At 75.2% G+C, this 17,920-nt stretch carries 12 protein-coding genes and 1 pseudogene; 12 read left to right on the top strand and 1 reads right to left on the bottom strand.

Annotated elements, in window-relative coordinates; genetic code table 11:
* Positions 1 to 149 precede the first annotated feature (149 nt).
* From WDV86_RS12550 to WDV86_RS12565, 4 genes are all read left to right on the top strand, one after another.
* Positions 150 to 716 carry an ATP-dependent Clp protease proteolytic subunit gene (locus WDV86_RS12550; protein ID WP_445263078.1) on the top strand — a complete coding sequence of 189 codons (567 nt, stop codon included), beginning with the start codon at positions 150 to 152 and terminating at the stop codon, positions 714 to 716.
* 10 nt (positions 717 to 726) lie between these two features.
* A complete protein-coding gene (locus WDV86_RS12555) occupies positions 727 to 1,401 on the top strand; it encodes an ATP-dependent Clp protease proteolytic subunit (protein WP_339567977.1) in 675 nt (224 codons plus the stop codon).
* A 237-nt stretch (positions 1,402 to 1,638) separates the two neighbouring features.
* A complete protein-coding gene (gene clpX / locus WDV86_RS12560; protein ID WP_339567978.1) occupies positions 1,639 to 2,931 on the top strand; it encodes an ATP-dependent Clp protease ATP-binding subunit ClpX in 1,293 nt (430 codons plus the stop codon).
* A gap of 477 nt (positions 2,932 to 3,408) precedes the next feature.
* Entirely contained in the window at positions 3,409 to 3,687 is a 279-nt protein-coding gene (locus WDV86_RS12565) for a DUF559 domain-containing protein (RefSeq protein WP_339567979.1), read from the top strand.
* 114 nt (positions 3,688 to 3,801) lie between these two features.
* On the opposite strand, the gene valS is transcribed toward WDV86_RS12565, so the two are convergent.
* Positions 3,802 to 6,426, bottom strand: a complete 2,625-nt coding sequence (gene valS / locus WDV86_RS12570; RefSeq protein ID WP_339567980.1) for a valine--tRNA ligase — start codon at positions 6,424 to 6,426, stop codon at positions 3,802 to 3,804.
* A gap of 202 nt (positions 6,427 to 6,628) precedes the next feature.
* Between valS and WDV86_RS12575 the strand changes: the two genes are divergently transcribed.
* The 8 genes and pseudogenes from WDV86_RS12575 to WDV86_RS12610 all read left to right on the top strand — a co-directional run.
* Positions 6,629 to 8,356: a dihydroxyacetone kinase family protein gene (locus WDV86_RS12575; RefSeq protein WP_339567981.1), complete on the top strand. Its 1,728-nt coding sequence runs from the start codon at positions 6,629 to 6,631 to the stop codon at positions 8,354 to 8,356.
* A 102-nt stretch (positions 8,357 to 8,458) separates the two neighbouring features.
* Positions 8,459 to 8,971 (top strand): ribose-5-phosphate isomerase, encoded by a 513-nt coding sequence (locus WDV86_RS12580; RefSeq protein ID WP_339567982.1) that lies wholly within the window; start codon positions 8,459 to 8,461, stop codon positions 8,969 to 8,971.
* A 332-nt stretch (positions 8,972 to 9,303) separates the two neighbouring features.
* Positions 9,304 to 12,660: an isoleucine--tRNA ligase gene (gene ileS / locus WDV86_RS12585; RefSeq protein ID WP_339567983.1), complete on the top strand. Its 3,357-nt coding sequence runs from the start codon at positions 9,304 to 9,306 to the stop codon at positions 12,658 to 12,660.
* Complete coding sequence (locus WDV86_RS12590) at positions 12,657 to 14,261, top strand: bifunctional folylpolyglutamate synthase/dihydrofolate synthase (protein ID WP_339567984.1); 1,605 nt, start codon at positions 12,657 to 12,659, stop codon at positions 14,259 to 14,261. The genes ileS and WDV86_RS12590 overlap by 4 nt, the downstream gene beginning before the upstream one ends.
* Positions 14,261 to 14,668: a DUF4233 domain-containing protein gene (locus tag WDV86_RS12595; RefSeq protein ID WP_339568570.1), complete on the top strand. Its 408-nt coding sequence runs from the start codon at positions 14,261 to 14,263 to the stop codon at positions 14,666 to 14,668. The genes WDV86_RS12590 and WDV86_RS12595 overlap by 1 nt, the downstream gene beginning before the upstream one ends.
* 181 nt (positions 14,669 to 14,849) lie before the next feature.
* On the top strand, positions 14,850 to 15,287 hold the full coding sequence (gene ndk / locus WDV86_RS12600; RefSeq protein ID WP_339567985.1) for a nucleoside-diphosphate kinase: 438 nt from the start codon (positions 14,850 to 14,852) through the stop codon (positions 15,285 to 15,287).
* A gap of 151 nt (positions 15,288 to 15,438) precedes the next feature.
* Complete coding sequence (locus tag WDV86_RS12605; RefSeq protein ID WP_339567986.1) at positions 15,439 to 16,011, top strand: GNAT family N-acetyltransferase; 573 nt, start codon at positions 15,439 to 15,441, stop codon at positions 16,009 to 16,011.
* A 525-nt stretch (positions 16,012 to 16,536) separates the two neighbouring features.
* A pseudogene (locus WDV86_RS12610) lies at positions 16,537 to 17,920 on the top strand (hypothetical protein); the annotation flags it as partial.

A 17,920-nucleotide genomic window follows, 5' to 3' on the forward strand; every position in this document is an offset into this window, starting at 1 on the left:
GCTCCAGCAAGGACGACCGGAAGAGACGACCGGGACGGCGCGCGCAGCGCACCGGCCCCGGCGAGGACGGAGCGAGAAGCGTGGTGCACACACCAGGCGGGCACGACGCCGCCGAGGGCCGGGGCAGGCCGTCGGGCGGCAACGTCGGGCTGGACGAGCACATCTACCAGCGGCTGCTCCGCGAGCGGATCATCTGGCTGGGCTCCGACGTCCGGGACGACAACGCCAACGCCATCTGCGCGCAGATGCTGCTGCTGGCGGCGGAGGACCCCGACAAGGACATCCACCTCTACATCAACTCGCCCGGCGGCTCGGTGACGGCCGGCATGGCCATCTACGACACGATGCAGTTCGTCACGCCGGACGTCGCGACCTACGGCATGGGCCTGGCCGCCTCGATGGGGCAGTTCCTGCTCTCCTCCGGCGCCAAGGGCAAGCGGTACGCGACCCCGCACGCGCGGATCATGATGCACCAGCCGTCGGGTGGTTTCGGCGGCACGGTGAGCGACATCCGGATCCAGGCCGAGCTCATCAACAACATGAAGCGCACGCTGTCGGAGATCACGGCGGAGCAGACCGGCAAGAGCGTCGAGCAGATCAACCTCGACAACGACCGCGACCGCTGGTTCACGGCCGCCGAGGCGCTCGAGTACGGCTTCATCGACCACGTCGAGGCCCACGCCGCGGACGTCCGCGGCGGCGGCGGCACGAGCTGAGGAGCGCCCGATGACTGACCACGGCACGCACGCCAAGGGCGTGGGCGGCCGGGCCCTGCACGGCCCGAGCAGCCGCTACATCCTCCCGCAGTTCGAGGAGCGCACCGCCTACGGCTTCAAGCGGCAGGACCCGTACAACAAGCTCTTCGAGGACCGCGTCATCTTCCTCGGGGTGCAGGTCGACGACGCCTCCGCCGACGACGTCATGGCGCAGATCCTGGTCCTGGAGTCCATGGACCCCGACCGCGACATCGTCATGTACATCAACAGCCCGGGTGGCTCGTTCACGGCGCTGACGGCGATCTACGACACGATGCAGTACGTCAAGCCGGACATCCAGACCGTCTGCCTCGGGCAGGCGGCCTCGGCGGCGGCCGTGATCCTGGCCGCCGGTGCGCCCGGCAAGCGTCTCGCCCTGCCCAACGCGCGGGTGCTCATCCACCAGCCGGCGCTCTCCAGCGGCGACTACGCGCAGGCCTCGGACATCGAGATCCACGCCGCCGAGGCGCTGCGGATGCGGAACTGGTTGGAGGAGACGACGGCCAAGCACAGCAACCGCGACGTCGAGCAGGTGCGGCTGGACATCGAGCGCGACAAGATCCTCACGGCCGACGCGGCGCTGGAGTACGGCCTCGTCGACCAGATCCTGCCGAGCCGCAAGGGCAACGTGGCGATCCCGGCCTGAGGCCGAGCGCGCAGGTCTCGTCGTCGCCCGGGTACCCGTCGGTGCCCGGGCGACGACGTCCCCTCAACGCGAGCGGTTCTCGGCTCGACGCAGGGGTCGCCGGGTCACCCGACCGGGAGCCCGGCCGGGTGGAGACGCCGCCGGCCGGGGCGTCGGCGCTGACAGGTGGCGCCGTGTGGTGTGTGATGGAGCAGTGCTCGGCGACCGCCGGGTCGGACGGCAGACGAGGAGCAGGTCGTGGCGCGCATCGGTGACGGCGGCGACCTGCTGAAGTGCTCCTTCTGCGGCAAGAGCCAGAAGCAGGTCAAGAAGCTCATCGCCGGGCCGGGCGTCTACATCTGCGACGAGTGCATCGACCTCTGCAACGAGATCATCGAGGAGGAGCTCGCCGAGGCGACCGAGCTGGGCCTCGTCGAGCTGCCCAAGCCGCGCGAGATCTTCGACTTCCTCGAGGAGTTCATCGTCGGCCAGGACGCCGCCAAGAAGGCGCTGGCCGTGGCGGTCTACAACCACTACAAGCGGGTCCAGGCGGCCCCGCCGACGGGCACCTCCCGCGAGGACGCGGTCGAGCTCGCCAAGTCGAACATCCTCCTCATCGGACCCACGGGCACCGGCAAGACCTACCTCGCGCAGACCCTCGCGCGGATGCTCAACGTGCCCTTCGCCATCGCCGACGCCACGGCGCTCACCGAGGCCGGGTACGTCGGCGAGGACGTCGAGAACATCCTGCTCAAGCTCATCCAGGCCGCTGACTACGACGTCAAGAAGGCCGAGCAGGGCATCATCTACATCGACGAGGTCGACAAGATCGCCCGCAAGAGCGAGAACCCGTCGATCACCCGCGACGTCTCCGGCGAGGGCGTGCAGCAGGCGCTGCTGAAGATCCTCGAGGGGACGACGGCGTCGGTGCCGCCGCAGGGCGGGCGCAAGCACCCGCACCAGGAGTTCATCCAGATCGACACCTCGAACGTGCTCTTCGTCGTGGGCGGCGCGTTCGCCGGGCTCGAGGAGATCATCGCGTCGCGCGTGGGCAAGGGCGGCGTGGGCTTCGGTGCCCAGCTGCACACCAAGAACGAGGACGTCGACGTCTTCGGCCAGGTCATGCCCGAGGACCTCACCAAGTTCGGGCTCATCCCCGAGTTCATCGGCCGCCTGCCCGTCATCACGACGGTGAGCAAGCTCGACGCCGACGCGCTCGTGCGCATCCTCACCGAGCCCCGCAACGCCCTCGTGCGCCAGTACCAGCGCATGTTCGAGATCGACGGCGTCGAGCTGGAGTTCACCGACGACGCCGTCCGTGCCGTCGCCGAGCAGGCCATCCTGCGCGGCACCGGCGCCCGCGGCCTGCGCGCGATCATGGAGGAGGTGCTGATGCCGGTCATGTTCGACATCCCCTCCCGCGAGGACGTCGCCCGCGTGGTCATGACCCGCGAGGTCGTGCGCGAGAACGTCCTCCCCACGCTGGTGCCGCGCAGCGGTGGTGCCGCCGCCCCGCCCCGCAAGCGGGAGCGGCGCGAGAAGTCGGCCTGAGTCGAGCATCTCGCCCTCGCGTCCGGCGCGAGCGGGAGCGTCCCCGGTCGTCGAACGAGCCCTTCCGGGGACGCGGGGCCCGGCTTCGCATCAGGACTCGGGTGCCCACGTCCCCCGTCGCCGTCGGGCAGGCAACCGGGGACGCAGGCGCGAGCCACCTCAGCGCGCTTCGACTGCGAAGCCTTCCCAGCCCCGACGGCGGTGCCGTCGACGTACTCGTCCCCCATGAGAGACGTCCGCGGGCGGGCAGTGACCACGTCGTCGAGGTCCGGGTGCACCGCACGCGTCTCCCGGTGACGTCGGCCCGGTGCCGCGGGGGAGTCCCCGTCGTCTCGGTCGAGCGGGCCGCGTCGAGTCCTGGCCCTGCTCGTGGACGACGCCCGGCGGGCGCTGGTGCTCGCGGCCGTCAGCGGCGGCTGACGACGGCACCGCGGCTGCGGCAGGAGGTGGCGCGCCGTTCCCGGCTCGCGGGCCGACGTGAGATGGCGCAGCTGCTCGACCTCGGCGGGCGCCGTCGTCGCTGACCTCTTCGGCGAGCAGACGCGGCTGGTCGGAGAGCTGGACGGGCGTCGGTACCACGACGGTCCGCAGCAGCGAGAGCGCGACCTCACCCGCGACGCCCGTCTCGCCGAGCTCGGCATCCAGACGCTCCGCTTCTCCCACCAGCGGCTGACGACCGACCCTGGTGGCTGCCGCGAGCAGCTGCTGCGCGTCCACGCCGCTCGACGCCGACGGCTGGCCGCTCCGGTCTCGTGAGACGTGGGCGTCGACGTCCCCAGTCGGTCGAACCTGGGGGTCTGGGGACACGCGTGCCCGCCTCTGTCACGAGAGCCCGGGCGGAGCGTCACCAGAGGGGCTGACAACCAGCCCTCAGGCGTCGGCGGTCGCCAGCTCCACGTCGGAGACGACGACGGTCTCCCCGCCGACGGCGAGGTCGAGGGTCTCCACCCGGCCCGCGCCGCGCAGGTCGTCGGTGGCCTGGCGCAGCAGCTCGAGCTCGGCGGCCGGGGCGGTCACGAGCGCCCGCGCGGCCTCCGTGCGCTGGGACACCTTGGCCTGCGACTTCGCCTTCCGGACGCCGGCCAGCGCGCTGCCGACGACGCCGAGGACGGCCGGGTCGGCGTCGCCCGCGAGCGCGAGGAGAGGCCCGGACTGCGGCCAGGCGGCCGCGTGCACCGAGGAGCCCTCCTCGTGCGACCACGACCAGACCTCCTCCGTCGCGAAGGGGAGGACGGGCGCGAGCAGCCGCAGCAGCACGTCGAGCGCCGTCGACAGCGCCGCCCGGGCCGATCGCGCGCCCGGGCCGACGTCGGACGCCCCGCCCGCGTAGGCGCGGTCCTTGACCAGCTCGAGGTAGTCGTCGCAGAAGCGCCAGAAGAAGGACTCCGTGACGGCGAGGGCCCGCTGGTGGTCGTAGGCCTCGAACGCCGTGGTCGCCTCGTCGACGACGCGGGCGAGGCCGGCGAGCATCGCCCGGTCCAGCGGCTCCACGACGTCGGTCCCGGGCGCCGAGCCGAAGCCCAGCACGAACTTGCTGGCGTTCAGCACCTTGATGGCCAGGCGCCGGCCGACCTTGATCTGCGCGACGTCGAAGGTCGCGTCGGTGCCCAGGCGCGCCGAGGCGGCCCAGTACCGGACGGCGTCGGAGCCGTGCTCCTCCAGCAGCCCCGAGGGGGTGACCACGTTGCCCTTGGACTTGCTCATCTTCTTGCGGTCGGGGTCGAGGATCCACCCGCTGATCGCGGCGTTCCGCCAGGGCAGCGCGTCGTGCTCCAGGTGAGCGCGCACGACCGTCGAGAACAGCCAGGTGCGGATGATGTCCTGGCCCTGCGGGCGCAGGTCGTAGGGCGCCACGAGCGACCACAGCCGCTCGTCGCCGCCGTGCGCACCCCACCCGCCGGCGATCTGCGGCGTGAGCGACGACGTCGCCCACGTGTCCATGACGTCGGCCTCGCCGACGAAGCCGCCCGGCTCGCCGCGCTGTGACTCGGCGTACCCGGCCGGCACGTCGGAGGAGGGGTCCACCGGCAGGTCGGCCACGGCGGGCGTGAGCGGGCGGTCGTAGGCAGGCTCGCCGTCCTCGTCCACCGGGTACCAGACCGGGATCGGCACGCCGTAGGAGCGCTGGCGGCTGACGAGCCAGTCGCCGGTGAGCCCGCCGACCCAGTTCCCGTACCGCACCCGCATGAAGGCGGGGTGGAAGGCGAGCTCGGCGCCCCGGTCGAGCAGGGCGTGGCGCAGGTCGCCGTCGCGGCCGCCGTTGCGGATGTACCACTGGCGGCTCGTGACGATCTCGAGCGGCTTGTCGCCCTTCTCGAAGAAGTTGGCCTTGCGCTGGGTCGGCACCGGCTCGCCGTCCAGGTCACCGCTCTCGCGCAGCGCCGCGACGACGGCCTCGCGGGAGGAGAACGCCGTCTTGCCCGCCATGCCCGCGTAGACCTCGCGCCCGGTCTCGGCGGTGATCCACGGCGGCGTCTCGCGCAGCAGCCGACCGTCGCGCCCGACGACGGGGCGGGTGGGCAGGTCGAGGTCCCGCCACCAGCCGACGTCGGTGAGGTCGCCGAAGGTGCAGCACATGGCGATGCCGGCGCCCTTGTCGTGCTCGGCGCCGGGGTGGGCCAGCACGGGCACCTCGACGTCGAACAGCGGCGAGCGCACGGTCGTCCCGAAGAGCGGCTGGTAGCGCTCGTCGTCGGGGTGGGCCACGAGGGCGACGACCGCGGGGAGGAGCTCCGGGCGGGTCGTCTCGATGTGGACGGGCCCGCCGGCGCCCGCGAAGGCGACGCGGTGGAAGGCACCGGGGTAGTCGCGCGCCTCCAGCTCGGCCTGGGCGACGGCGGTCTGGAAGGTCACGTCCCACAGCCCCGGCGCCTGCGCCTGGTAGGCCTGGCCGCGACCCAGCTCGGCGAGGAAGGCCTGCTGGGAGACGGCCCGGGAGCGCTCGTCGATGGTCTGGTACTGCCGGCTCCAGTCCAGCGACAGGCCCAGGCGGCGGAACAGCGCCTCGAAGGCCTTCTCGTCCTCCTGCGTCAGCTCGACGCACAGCCGCGTGAAGGTGCGCCGGTCCACGGGAACCTGGTCGGCGGCCTTGACGCTCTTGCCCTCGGCCCCGCGCAGCGGCGGCTCGAAGTCGGGGTCGTGGGGCAGCGTCGGGTCGCACCGGACGCCGAAGTAGTTCTGCACGCGCCGCTCGGTCGGCAGGCCGTTGTCGTCCCAGCCCATCGGGTAGAAGACGCGCTTGCCACGCATCCGCCAGAAGCGGGCCACGAGGTCGGTGTGGGTGTAGGAGAAGACGTGCCCCACGTGCAGCGAGCCCGACGCCGTGGGTGGGGGCGTGTCGATGGAGAACACGTCGGGGCGCGCCAGCTCGCCGCCCTCGGTGGCGCTGGTGTCGAAGCGGTAGGTGCCGCGCTGCTCCCAGACGGGCGCCCACCGCTCCTCGAGAGCGTCGAGGGAGGGCTTGTCGGGGACCTGCGGGGCGCGCGCGTCGGGCATGGCCCGATCTTCCCAGACCGACCGCTCGTCCCCGGACCGACTGCTCACCCCCGGACCGACCGCTGCTCCCAGGCCGACGGGTCCGCGGGACTTGCGGGCGACGCCCGATGTCGCCATTGTCAACAGTGCAACAGTGCGACGCCGCACGAGGGGCGTCGCCGACGACGTGGCCGGCCCGCCGGCCAGGACGAGCGGAGACGCGATGACGCGCCTGCACGACGACCCGGCCCGCTTCACCGAGGACGCCCTCGCCGGCTTCCTCGACGCCCACGCGGGGCGGGTGAGGGGCGTCCCGGGCGGGGTGGTGCGGGCGCGCGCCACCCGGGAGGGCAAGGTCGCCGTCGTCGTCGGCGGCGGGTCGGGCCACTACCCGGCCTTCTGCGGCGTCGTCGGCCCCGGCTACGCCGACGGCGCGGTCGTCGGCAACGTCTTCACCTCGCCGTCGGCCTCGGAGGCGGCGTCGGTCGCGCGGGCGGCCGACGGCGGCGCCGGCGTGCTGCTGACCACCGGCAACTACGCCGGCGACGTCATGAACTTCGGCCTGGCCGTCGAGCACCTGCGCGGGGAGGGGCTGCGCGCGGCCTACGTCGCCGTCACGGACGACGTCGCGAGCGCCTCGGCGCAGGAGATCACCAAGCGGCGCGGCATCGCCGGGGACGTCACGGTCTTCAAGTGCGCGTCGGCGGCGGCGGAGGAGGGCCTCGACCTCGACGGCGTCGTCGCCGCCGCCCACCACGCCAACGACCGCACCCGCAGCCTCGGCGTCGCCTTCTCCGGGTGCACGATGCCGGGCGCCGACGAGCCGCTGTTCACGGTGCCCGACGGGTCGATGAGCCTCGGCCTCGGGATCCACGGCGAGCCCGGCGTCTCCGACGAGAGGATGCCCACGGCCGCCGAGCTGGCGAAGACCCTCGTCGACGGCGTCCTCGCCGAGGCGCCGGAGAGCGGCGGGGAGCGCGTCGCCGTCGTCCTCAACGGCCTCGGCACGGTGAAGTACGAGGAGCTCTTCGTGCTGTGGCGCACCGTCGCCGGGCTGCTGCGCGACGCCGGGCTGCACGTCGTCGAGCCTGAGGTCGGCGAGCTCGTGACGAGCCTCGACATGGGCGGGGTCTCCCTGACCCTCATGTGGCTCGACGACGACCTCGAGCGCTGGTGGCGGGCGGCCGCCGACACCCCGGCCTACCGCAAGGGCTCGGTCGCCGACCTGGAGCAGGGCCCCGAGCGGTCCGCGGACGACGCCGCCGCGGCCGCCGAGGCGCCGACGGGGCAGGTGCAGCCGGGCTCGCAGGCCTCGCGGGCGCTCGCGGCCGACGTGGTCGCCGCCGTCGAGGCCGTCGCGGCACGGATGGCGGAGGCCGAGGAGGAGCTCGGGCGCATCGACGCCGTCGCGGGGGACGGCGACCACGGCCGCGGGATGGTCCGCGGCACCGGCGCGGCCCGGGAGGCGGCGCAGCGGGCCGAGCAGGAGGGCCGCGGGGCCGGCGGTGTCCTGCGCGCCGCCGGCGGGGCGTGGGCCGACCGCGCGGGCGGCACCTCCGGCGTCCTGTGGGGCGCGGCGGTCACGGCGGTCGGGACGCGCGTCGGCGACGAGGACGTGCCGACGGCGGCCGACGTCGCGGACGCCGTCGACGCCGGCATGGACACCCTCCTGCGTCTCGGCGGCGCGTCGGTGGGCGACAAGACGATGCTCGACGCGGTCGAGCCGTTCCGGACGACGCTGCGCGAGCGGGTCGAGGCCGGCGACGACCTCGCGACGGCGTGGGCCACCGCCACCGGGGCCGCCGAGGAGGCGGCGCAGCAGACCGCCGACCTGCGCCCCCAGGTCGGCCGCGCCAGGCCGCTGGCCGAGCGCAGCGTCGGCACCCCCGACGCGGGCGCGACGTCCTTCGGGATGGTCGTGCGGACCCTGGCCGGGCACCTGCGGGGGTGAGCACCGGGGCATGACGGGCCGCCGCGGCGACGTTGACGCGAGCAGACCAGCGGTCGTCTCCCGACGACCGGACGGCACGAAGGACATCACCCAGGAGGAGACATGGCCGAGCAGAAGTGGCGCGTGGTCGTCGGGGCCGACGACGCGGGCGTGCAGTACAAGGACGCGCTGAAGGCGGACCTGGAGGCCGACGAGCGCGTCGCCGAGGTCGTCGACGTCGGCGTCAACGGCGAGGAGTCGACGGCCTACCCGCACGTCGCGGTCGAGGCCGCCCGTCGCGTGGCCGCGGGCGAGGCCGACCGTGCCCTGCTGGTCTGCGGCACCGGCCTCGGCGTCGCCATCAGCGCCAACAAGGTGCCGGGCGTGCGCGCGGTGACGGCCCACGACAGCTTCTCCGTCGAGCGCGCCGTCCTGTCCAACGACGCCCAGGTGCTGTGCTTCGGCCAGCGGGTCGTCGGCCTGGAGCTGGCCCGCCGCCTGGCCAAGGAGTGGCTCGGCTACACCTTCGACACCACCTCGGCCTCGGCGGCCAAGGTGGACGCCATCCGCGGGTACGAGGACGAGGCCGCGAAGCTCGCCACCGACCGCGACGTCGAGCTCGCGCGCTGCGACTGACCGGCCTGGCGGGGGCGAGGGTCGCGACGGACGCCGTGGCGCCCCTCGCCCCGGGCCGCGTAGCCTTGTCCGCACAGGCACCGACCCGGCCATCACCGGTGAGCCTCCGGAAGAACAGGTCATGACCCTCCCCGTGAGGGCGGGCCCTAGTAGACCCGGACGGGACCAGCCCGTCACCGCTGGCAGACGAGCGGCGTCGCGCCGCCTACCGGGACCGACCGGGGGGTGACGCGGGGCAAGCGAGGTGGTACCGCGGGAGCACCGGCCGGACGCCGGGCCCTCGTCCTCGTGGCCAGGCGCGCGCCGCGCGCGCCCGGGGCGAGGAGGTACCGATGAGCGCACGAGGCGTCTACCCCAAGGCCAGCGCTGGCCACCGTCCTGGCTCCGGCACGCCCGAGCCCGGTGTCGGGTCCTCTCCGGACCTGCCCGGGCTGGAGCAGCGCGTCCTCGCGTACTGGGAGTCCGACGACACCTTCCGCGCCAGCGTCCAGGCCCGTGAGAGCGGCGTCGACGGGGCCAACGAGTACGTCTTCTACGACGGCCCGCCCTTCGCCAACGGCCTGCCGCACTACGGGCACCTGCTCACCGGCTACGTCAAGGACGCCGTCCCGCGCTACCAGACGATGCGCGGGCGCCGGGTCGAGCGCCGCTTCGGCTGGGACTGCCACGGCCTGCCCGCCGAGCTGGAGGCCGAGCGCCAGCTGGGCATCGGGGGGCGGCGCGCCGTCCTGGAGATGGGCGTCGACGTCTTCAACGACGCCTGCCGCGAGAGCGTCCTGCGCTACACCGGCGAGTGGCAGGAGTACGTCACCCGCCAGGCCCGCTGGGTCGACTTCGAGCACGACTACAAGACCCTGGACCTCTCCTACATGGAGAGCGTGATGTGGGCCTTCAAGACCCTCCACGACAAGGGCCTCGTCTACCAGGGCCAGCGGGTGCTGCCGTACTGCTGGCGCGACGAGACGCCGCTGTCCACGCACGAGCTGCGGATGGACGACGACGTCTACGCCCAGCGCCAGGACCCCGCGGTCACCGTGTGGTTCGGCCTGGAGACCGGTGAGCGGCTGCTGGCGTGGACGACGACGCCCTGGACGCTGCCGAGCAACCTCGCCGTCGCGGTGGGCGCCGACGTCGAGTACGTCGTCGTCGAGGCCGGCCCGCAGGCCGCCGACGGCGGGGCGGGGGAGCGGTACGTCCTCGCGGCGGCGCGGCTGGGCGCCTACGCCGCTGCGCTCGACCTCGGCGAGGAGCCTCAGGCGCGGGTCGTGGCACGCCTCACGGGCGCCGACCTCGTCGGGCGGCGGTACACCCCGCTGTTCGACGACCTGACCGACGCCGACGTCTTCGGCACCGAGCGGGCCTTCGTCGTCGTCCCCAGCGACCACGTGACGACCGAGGACGGCACCGGCGTCGTGCACATGGCCCCGGCCTACGGCGAGGAGGACCAGCGGGTCTGCGCCGAGCACGGCATCCCCACCGTCGTGACGGTCGACGACCGGGCGTGCTTCACCTCCGTGGTGCCCAGCCTGGAGGGGCAGCAGGTCTTCGAGGCCAACACGCCGATCACGCGGCGGCTGCGCGAGGCCGGGCACCTGCTGCGCGCGGACTCCTACGTGCACTCCTACCCGCACTGCTGGCGGTGCCGGACCCCGCTGATCTACAAGGCCGTCTCCTCGTGGTTCGTCGAGGTGACGAAGGTCCGCGACCGCATGGTCGAGCTCAACCAGCAGGTCGAGTGGGTGCCCGGCCACGTCAAGGACGGCCAGTTCGGCAAGTGGCTGGCGGGCGCCCGGGACTGGTCGATCAGCCGGAACCGCTTCTGGGGCAGCCCCATCCCGGTGTGGGTCTCCGACGACCCGGCCTACCCGCGCACGGACGTCTACGGCTCCCTGGAGGAGCTGGAGGCCGACTTCGGCGTCCGTCCGACCGACCTGCACCGCCCGTACGTCGACGAGCTGACCCGGCCGAACCCAGACGACCCGACCGGCCGCTCGACCATGCGCCGGGTGCCGGAGGTGCTCGACGTCTGGTTCGACTCCGGCTCGATGCCCTTCGCGCAGGTGCACTTCCCGTTCGAGAACGCCGACTGGTTCTCCCACCACTACCCGGGCGACTTCGTCGTGGAGTACATCGGCCAGACGCGCGGGTGGTTCTACACGCTGCACGTGCTGGCGACGGCGCTGTTCGACCGGCCGGCGTTCCGGCGCGTGGTCAGCCACGGCATCGTCCTCGGCGACGACGGCCAGAAGATGTCCAAGAGCCTGCGCAACTACCCGGACGTGGGCGAGGTCTTCGCCCGCGACGGCTCCGACGCCATGCGGTGGTTCCTCCTGGCCTCGCCCGTGCTGCGCGGCGGCAACCTCGTCGTCACCGAGGCGGGCATCCGCGAGGGCGTGCGCGCCGTGCTGCTGCCGCTGTGGAACGCGTGGTCCTTCCTCGCGCTGTACGCCAACAGCGCCGACGAGGGAGCCGGCCGCGAGGCGCGGCTGGACGCCGAGGCCTCGCCCGACCCGCTGGACCGCTACGTCGTCGCGCGGACGGCGGCGCTCGTCGACGACGTCACGGCGGCGATGGACGTCGCCGACCTCGCCGGGGCCTGCGAGGCGGTGCGCGAGTACGTCGACGTCCTCACCAACTGGTACGTGCGGCGCTCGCGGGCGCGCTTCTGGGCCGAGGACGCCGCCGCGATGGACACGCTGGCGCGGGTGCTGGAGGTGGTGTGCCGGGTGGCGGCGCCGCTGCTGCCGCTGACGACCGAGGAGGTCTGGCGCGGCCTGACGGGCGGGCGCAGCGTGCACCTGGCCGACTGGCCGGTGCCCGGCCCGCTCGCCGAGGGCGGGCACGGGCTCGCCCACGACGGCGACCTCGTCGCGGTCATGGACCGGGTGCGGGCGGTCTGCTCGGCGGCGTCGTCGCTGCGCAAGGGCGCCGGGCTGCGCACCCGGCTGCCGCTGGCGCGCCTGGAGGTCGTCGTCGAGCGGGCCGCGGAGGTGGCGGGCTTCGCCGACCTCGTGCGCGAGGAGGTCAACGTCCGCGAGGTCACCTTCGTCGACGTCGCCGACGCGACCACGGGGGTGCAGGAGAAGGTCGTCGTGCTGGCCCGCGCCGCGGGGCCGCGCCTGGGCAAGCAGGTGCAGGTGGCGCTGCGGGCGGCCAAGGCGGGCGACGTCGAGGTCCGCGCCGACGGCACCGTGGTCGCGGGCGGCGTCGAGCTGGTCGAGGGGGAGTACGAGGTGCAGCGGGTGGTCGGCGAGCAGGCGCCGGGGACGGCGACGGCGCTGCTGCCCGGGCGGGCCGGGTGGGTCGTGCTCTCGACCGAGGTCACGCCCGAGCTGGCGGCCGAGGGGCTGGCGCGCGACGTCGTCCGGACGGTGCAGCAGGCCCGCCGCGACGCGGGGCTGGCGGTGGGGGAGCGGATCCGGCTCACCGTGCTCGGCGACGAGGCGGTGTGGCAGGCGGTGATGACCCACCAGGGTCTGCTCATGGGCGAGGTGCTGGCCGACAGCGTCGGGGCGGTGACGTTCGCCGCCGCCCGCGACCTCGGTGGGGCCGCCGGGGCGCTGGCCGACGCGCCGGAGGACCCGGCGGGCGGGATCTCCGACGGGAGCGTCGGGGACGACGTGAGGGTCCGGGTGCGGGTGGAACGGGTCCCCGCCCAGGTCGGGCGCGTCCCGGAGGGGGCCCGGTGAGCGCGCCGACGCCGTCCTCGACCGGGTCGCCGGCGCAGCGGCTGCGGGCCGCGCACGCCGAGCTGCTCGCCCGCACCCCCGAGAGCTCGGTGCAGCCGCGGCTGGACCCCGTGCGCCGGGCGCTGGAGCTGCTCGGCGACCCGCACCGGGCCTACCCGGTCGTCCACGTCGCCGGGACGAACGGCAAGACCTCGACGGCACGCGTGGCGGAGCGGCTGCTGCGCGAGCACGGCCTGCGCACCGGGCGCTTCACGAGCCCGCACCTGCACAGCGTCACCGAGCGCGTGAGCGTCGACGGGGTGCCCCTGGCCGACGACGCCTTCGCCGACCTGCACGAGGACGTCGCGCCGTTCCTCGCCCTCGTCGACGGCGAGCTGCGCGGGCGCGGGCAGGTGCCGCTGACCTACTTCGAGGCGCTCGCCGTCATGGCCTTCGCGGCCTTCGCCGAGGCGCCGGTCGACGTCGCCGTCGTCGAGGTCGGGCTCGGGGGCACGTGGGACGCGACGAACGTCGTCGAGTCCGCCGTGCAGGTCATCACGCCGATCTCCCTGGACCACACCGAGCTGCTCGGGGACACCGTCGAGGCGATCGCGGGGGAGAAGGCCGGGATCCTGCGGCGCGACGCCATCGCCGTCGTGGGCCGCCAGCCCGAGGGCGTGCTGCCGGTGATCGCCGAGCGGGCCGCGTCGCTGCGCACCCGCCTCGTCGCCGAGGGCGAGCACTTCGCCCTCGCGGGGCGCACCGTGGCGGTCGACGGTCAGGTCATCGCCGTCCAGGGGCTCGCCGCGCGGTACGAGGACGTGTTCCTGCCGCTGCACGGCGCGCACCAGGCGCACAACGCCGCGCTCGCGGTCGTCGCCGTCGAGGCCCTCCTGGGCGGCGGCGAGCGTGCGGTCGACGGCGGCGTGCTGGAGGCGGCGATGGCCGACGTCGCCTCGCCCGGGCGGCTGGAGGTGCTGCGGCCCTCGCCGCTCGTGCTCGTCGACGCCGCGCACAACCCGGCCGGCGTCGCGGGGCTCGTCGACGCCCTCGAGGAGGCCTTCGCCGTGGCGTACGGCGTCGGGGTCGTCGGCGTGCTGCAGGGCAAGGACGCCGAGGGCGTCCTCGCGCTGCTGGAGCCGGTGCTGGCCGAGGTCGTCGTCACCCGGTCCAGCTCGCCGCGGGCGGTCGAGGTCGAGGAGCTCGCCGAGCTGGCGCGCGAGGTCTTCGGCGAGGACAGGGTGCACGTGGCCGAGCGGCTCGACGAGGCGCTCGCGCTCGCCGTCGACCTCGCCGACGTCGGCTCCTCGGGGGAGGGGAGCGGCGGCGTCCTCGTCACCGGCTCGGTCACCGTGGCCGCCGAGGCGCGCCAGCTGCTGGGGGCGCCGGCCGTCGACGCGCCCGGGAGGGTGCGCGCCGCGGGGGGTGGCGCGGCCTCCGGCGAGGACGGGGACCCGGGCACCGAGGGGCAGGTGGAGGAGGACGAGCGCGACCCGCTGACGATCCTCGGCTACCCCCTCGACGACGAGGGCGAGCCGCTGGAGCAGGACGACCTCGACGACGACGGTCCGGCCGGCGGACCGGGTGGCGCGGTGGGCCGCCCCGGAGGTCGAGGGCGGTGATGACGCCTCGGCTGGCCGCCGCGGTGCTCGTGCTGGAGGCCTTCCTCGTCTTCTTCGCCGTGCTCGCGGCGCACCAGCTCTCGGACGTCCCGACGGGTCTGGTGTGGGGCGGAGGCCTGGGGCTCGTCGTCGCGCTGGTGCTCGCGTCGGGCCTGCTGCGCCGGCCGGGGGGCCTGGCTCTGGGCTGGGCCCTCCAGGTGCTCGTCGTGCTCGGCGGCCTCGTGCTGCCCGCGATGTTCGTCCTCGGCGGGCTCTTCGTCGTCCTGTGGTTCTTCATGCTGCGCCTGGGGCGCAGGGTGGACGCCGACCGCGCCGCTTTCGTCGAGCAGTGGGGCCACCCCGACACCTGGGAGGACGGCCGTCCGCCCCCCGGCGCCCCCGAGGCCCCGCCGCCGCGCCGGCACTGACCCGCCCGGGCAGCGGAGCGTCGGCACGGGTCGGCGCGCCGGGGGTTGGCCGCGCCTGTCGACCTCGCAGGGCGCGCGCAGGCCGGGCGGGGACGCCGTCGCTAGGCTCCCCGCGGCCCGGCGACCGCCGGGCCGAGCCGCCGCGCCGGCACGCCGGCCGACGACGACCGGAGGACTTCCCATGGCCGACCAGCAGACCGACGTCGAGCGCACGCTCGTGCTCGTCAAGCCCGACGGCGTCGCCCGGGGGCTCGTCGGCGAGGTGCTGCGCCGGGTCGAGGGCAAGGGGTACCGGCTCGTCGAGCTCGACCTGCGCGTGCCGACGCGCGACGTCCTCGCCCAGCACTACGCCGAGCACGAGGGCAAGCCCTTCTACGAGCCGCTGGTCGAGTTCATGTCCTCCGGGCCCGTCGCCGCCGCCGTCGTCGAGGGCCAGCGCTGCGTCGAGGGTTTCCGCAGCCTCGCCGGCGCGACCGAGCCGACGACCGCCGCCCCCGGCACCATCCGCGGCGACCTCGGGCGGGACTGGGGCCTCTCCGTGCAGCAGAACCTCGTGCACGGGTCGGACTCGACGGAGTCGGCGGCCCGCGAGATCGCGCTCTGGTTCCCCTCCTCCTGAGACCACCCCCGAGACCGAGGCCCCGACACCCGCAGACCAGGACCTGCTGGCGGAGGCGGCCACCGCCGCGGGGGTAGCCTCGCGAGGTCCGCCGCACCCTGCCTGGGAGAGTCGCGATGCCACCGCTCGACGCCCTCGCGGGGGAGCAGCCGTGACCGCCGTGCGCGTGCGCCCCGCGGTGCTCGAGGCCGCCGGTGACGTCGCCGCCCTGGCGCTCCTGCGCCGTGCGTCCGCCGCGGGGGAGGGCCCGGCGCCCCAGGACGACGACTTCGGGCGCCGCTTCAGCGCGTGGGTCCGGGCGCAGGCCCACCAGCGCACCTTCTGGCTCGCCGAGTCCCGCGGCGGCGCGGACGGCGGCCGCCCGGCCGGTCTGCGCCTGCCCGTCGGCATGGTCGGGCTGCTCCGCTACGAGCGGCTGCCACGTCCCGCCGCCGCCCCGACCGCGTGGGGCTACCTCGGAGGCCTCTTCGTGCTCCCCGACCACCGCGGCGCCGGCACGGGCACGGCTCTCGTCGAGGCCGCCCTCGGGGGCGCCCGCGAGCAGGACCTCGTCCGCGTCGTCCTCTCGCCCGGCAGCTCTCGTGCAGCTCCGCTCTACCGCCGCCTCGGCTTCCGCGACGCCCGTGAGCTGCTCGTCCACCCCCTCGAGCGGGCCGAGGGCGAGGACGACGGCGACGGCTTCGACGACCTCGTCCACCCTCTCGACCTGCACCCGCTCGACTGACCCGGCGGCCCGGCTGGTCTCGAGGTCGCTGGGTCCCGACGTCGCTGGGTCCCGACGTGGCTGAGCGGCGGCGTCGCGCGGTGGCCGGACGCCGGTCGCCTCAGGGCCGGGTCGGGCGGGGGTCGCTGTGCGATACTCGCCCCGGTCGTGCAGCACGTCGCACCTGCTGCTCGACCCGACGACGTCCTCACCGCACTCCGCGGGACGACCGACCTCGCGCCGCCGGACGCACGACGCCTCGGCAGGCGCAGGGGTCGCCCCCAGGAGGGCCCGGCAGCCGTGGCGGATCCACGACCGGCCGGAGCAGGGCAGCGTCGGCGCTCGGGCCCTCCGCGCGCGCTCGCTCGGTCACGCAGACCGTCGGCACGGCTCGTCCGACCTGGGCCGCCCGGCACCGGCTGCCGGCACCGGGTGCACGTGCAGCGAGGCCCGGGAGCACCACTCGACTTCCGTCACCCACGGGTGACGAGGAACACCCGGCGCGCGCAGGTGCGACGCGCGCGCCGTGTGGACGGGAGCGCCCCCGTGGCATCGACCGACGACAGCACCACCGACGGCCCCACCGGCGCCGCAGACGCGCCGCCCCGCGACGAGGGAGGCAGCACCGGCACGACGAGGTCGAGCGCGGCAGCGCCACGACGCCGCCGCGCGGCCACGCGCGCCGCGGGACCGCCCGCGGCCCCGGACGCCCAGGTCAGCCCGGGCGAGGTGGCCGACGAGGGGAGCAGCGTCGCGAGCGCCGCTGACGTCGGCCGCGGCGACGGACCGGCGCTCGCCGTCCCCGAGGCGAGCATCGACACCTCCCCGCCGCCGCGCGCCAAGCGCCGTCGCCCGGCCCGCCCCCCGGCGACGACCACCGCCGCGCAGCCGCCGGCCGCTGCCGACGACGCCACCTCGACCGGCGCCGACGCCGCTCCGGCGGCCACCGGTCCGGCAGACGCACGGCCGACGGGCGCGGAGCCGGGCGACAGCGCCGAGCCGGGTGACGCCGCCGACCCGGGTGATGCCGCCGAGCCGGGTGACGGCGCGGTGACCGACGGCGAGGCGGCACCGAGCGAGGCCCCCGACGCGTCCGCCGACGACGGCGCCGCCGAGCAGCGGCCGACCACGCGGCGCCGTCGCGCCTCCCGGGCGGGGGGCACGGCCTCCGGCCGGTCCGGTGGTCGGTCGGCGCCGGAGCGCAGCGCCGCCCAGGCCGCGCTCGCCGCCGAGCTCGCCGCCGCACCCGGCCACTCGCCCGACGCCCCGGGCGAGCCGGCCGAGGAGACCTCCTCGCGGGCCGCTGCGCTGGTCGAGGAGACGTCCGCGGCCGCCCCGCCGTCGGACGTCGGCGACGGCAGCGCCGCACCGACGGACGCCGGGGAGCCTGAGGCGTCTGGCCCTGACGACGTCCCCGCCGAGGACGCCGAGACGCAGGCCGACGCCGACCAGCCGACCGACCAGCCGACCGACCAGCCGACCGACCAGCCGACCGGGCAGGACGGCCCTGCCGTCCCCGCCGCGCTGTTCCAGGCGCCGGTCGCGACCGCGGCGCCGAGGCGCCGTCGTGCGGCCTCGCGCGCCGCCGGGCCGCCCGTGCACGTCGAGCCCGCCGCCGGGGCGGACGAGACGGGCGGAGAGGAGCAGGAGGCGGGTGTCGAGCAGGACGCGGACCGCGACCCCACCGCCTCGCTGGCCGCCGCTCTCGACGAGCTCGGCAAGGGCGAGCGTCGCGGCCGCTCGCGCGGTCGCCGAGGTGGCCCGAAGGCCCAGGACGGCGAGCGGGAGGACGCCGCAGCGCCGGCGGGCGAGGGCACGAGGGCCGAGGACGCCGAAGGGGGCCCCCAGGACGAGCAGGACCAGGACGGCTCGAGCCAGGACGAGCAGGACCAGGACGAGCAGGGCCAGGACGAGCAGGGCCAGGACGAGC

The sequence above is a fragment of the Pseudokineococcus sp. 1T1Z-3 genome, assembly GCF_037482365.1.
Lineage (GTDB): Bacteria > Actinomycetota > Actinomycetes > Actinomycetales > Quadrisphaeraceae > Pseudokineococcus.

Coding starts and splice junctions, on each gene's coding strand:
- WDV86_RS12555 (WP_339567977.1), top strand. CDS start 727: ATGACTGACCACGGCACGCACGCCAAGGGCGTGGGCGGCCGGGCCCTG.
- valS (WP_339567980.1), bottom strand. CDS start 6,426: ATGCCCGACGCGCGCGCCCCGCAGGTCCCCGACAAGCCCTCCCTCGAC.
- WDV86_RS12575 (WP_339567981.1), top strand. CDS start 6,629: ATGACGCGCCTGCACGACGACCCGGCCCGCTTCACCGAGGACGCCCTC.
- WDV86_RS12580 (WP_339567982.1), top strand. CDS start 8,459: ATGGCCGAGCAGAAGTGGCGCGTGGTCGTCGGGGCCGACGACGCGGGC.
- ileS (WP_339567983.1), top strand. CDS start 9,304: ATGAGCGCACGAGGCGTCTACCCCAAGGCCAGCGCTGGCCACCGTCCT.
- WDV86_RS12595 (WP_339568570.1), top strand. CDS start 14,261: ATGACGCCTCGGCTGGCCGCCGCGGTGCTCGTGCTGGAGGCCTTCCTC.
- ndk (WP_339567985.1), top strand. CDS start 14,850: ATGGCCGACCAGCAGACCGACGTCGAGCGCACGCTCGTGCTCGTCAAG.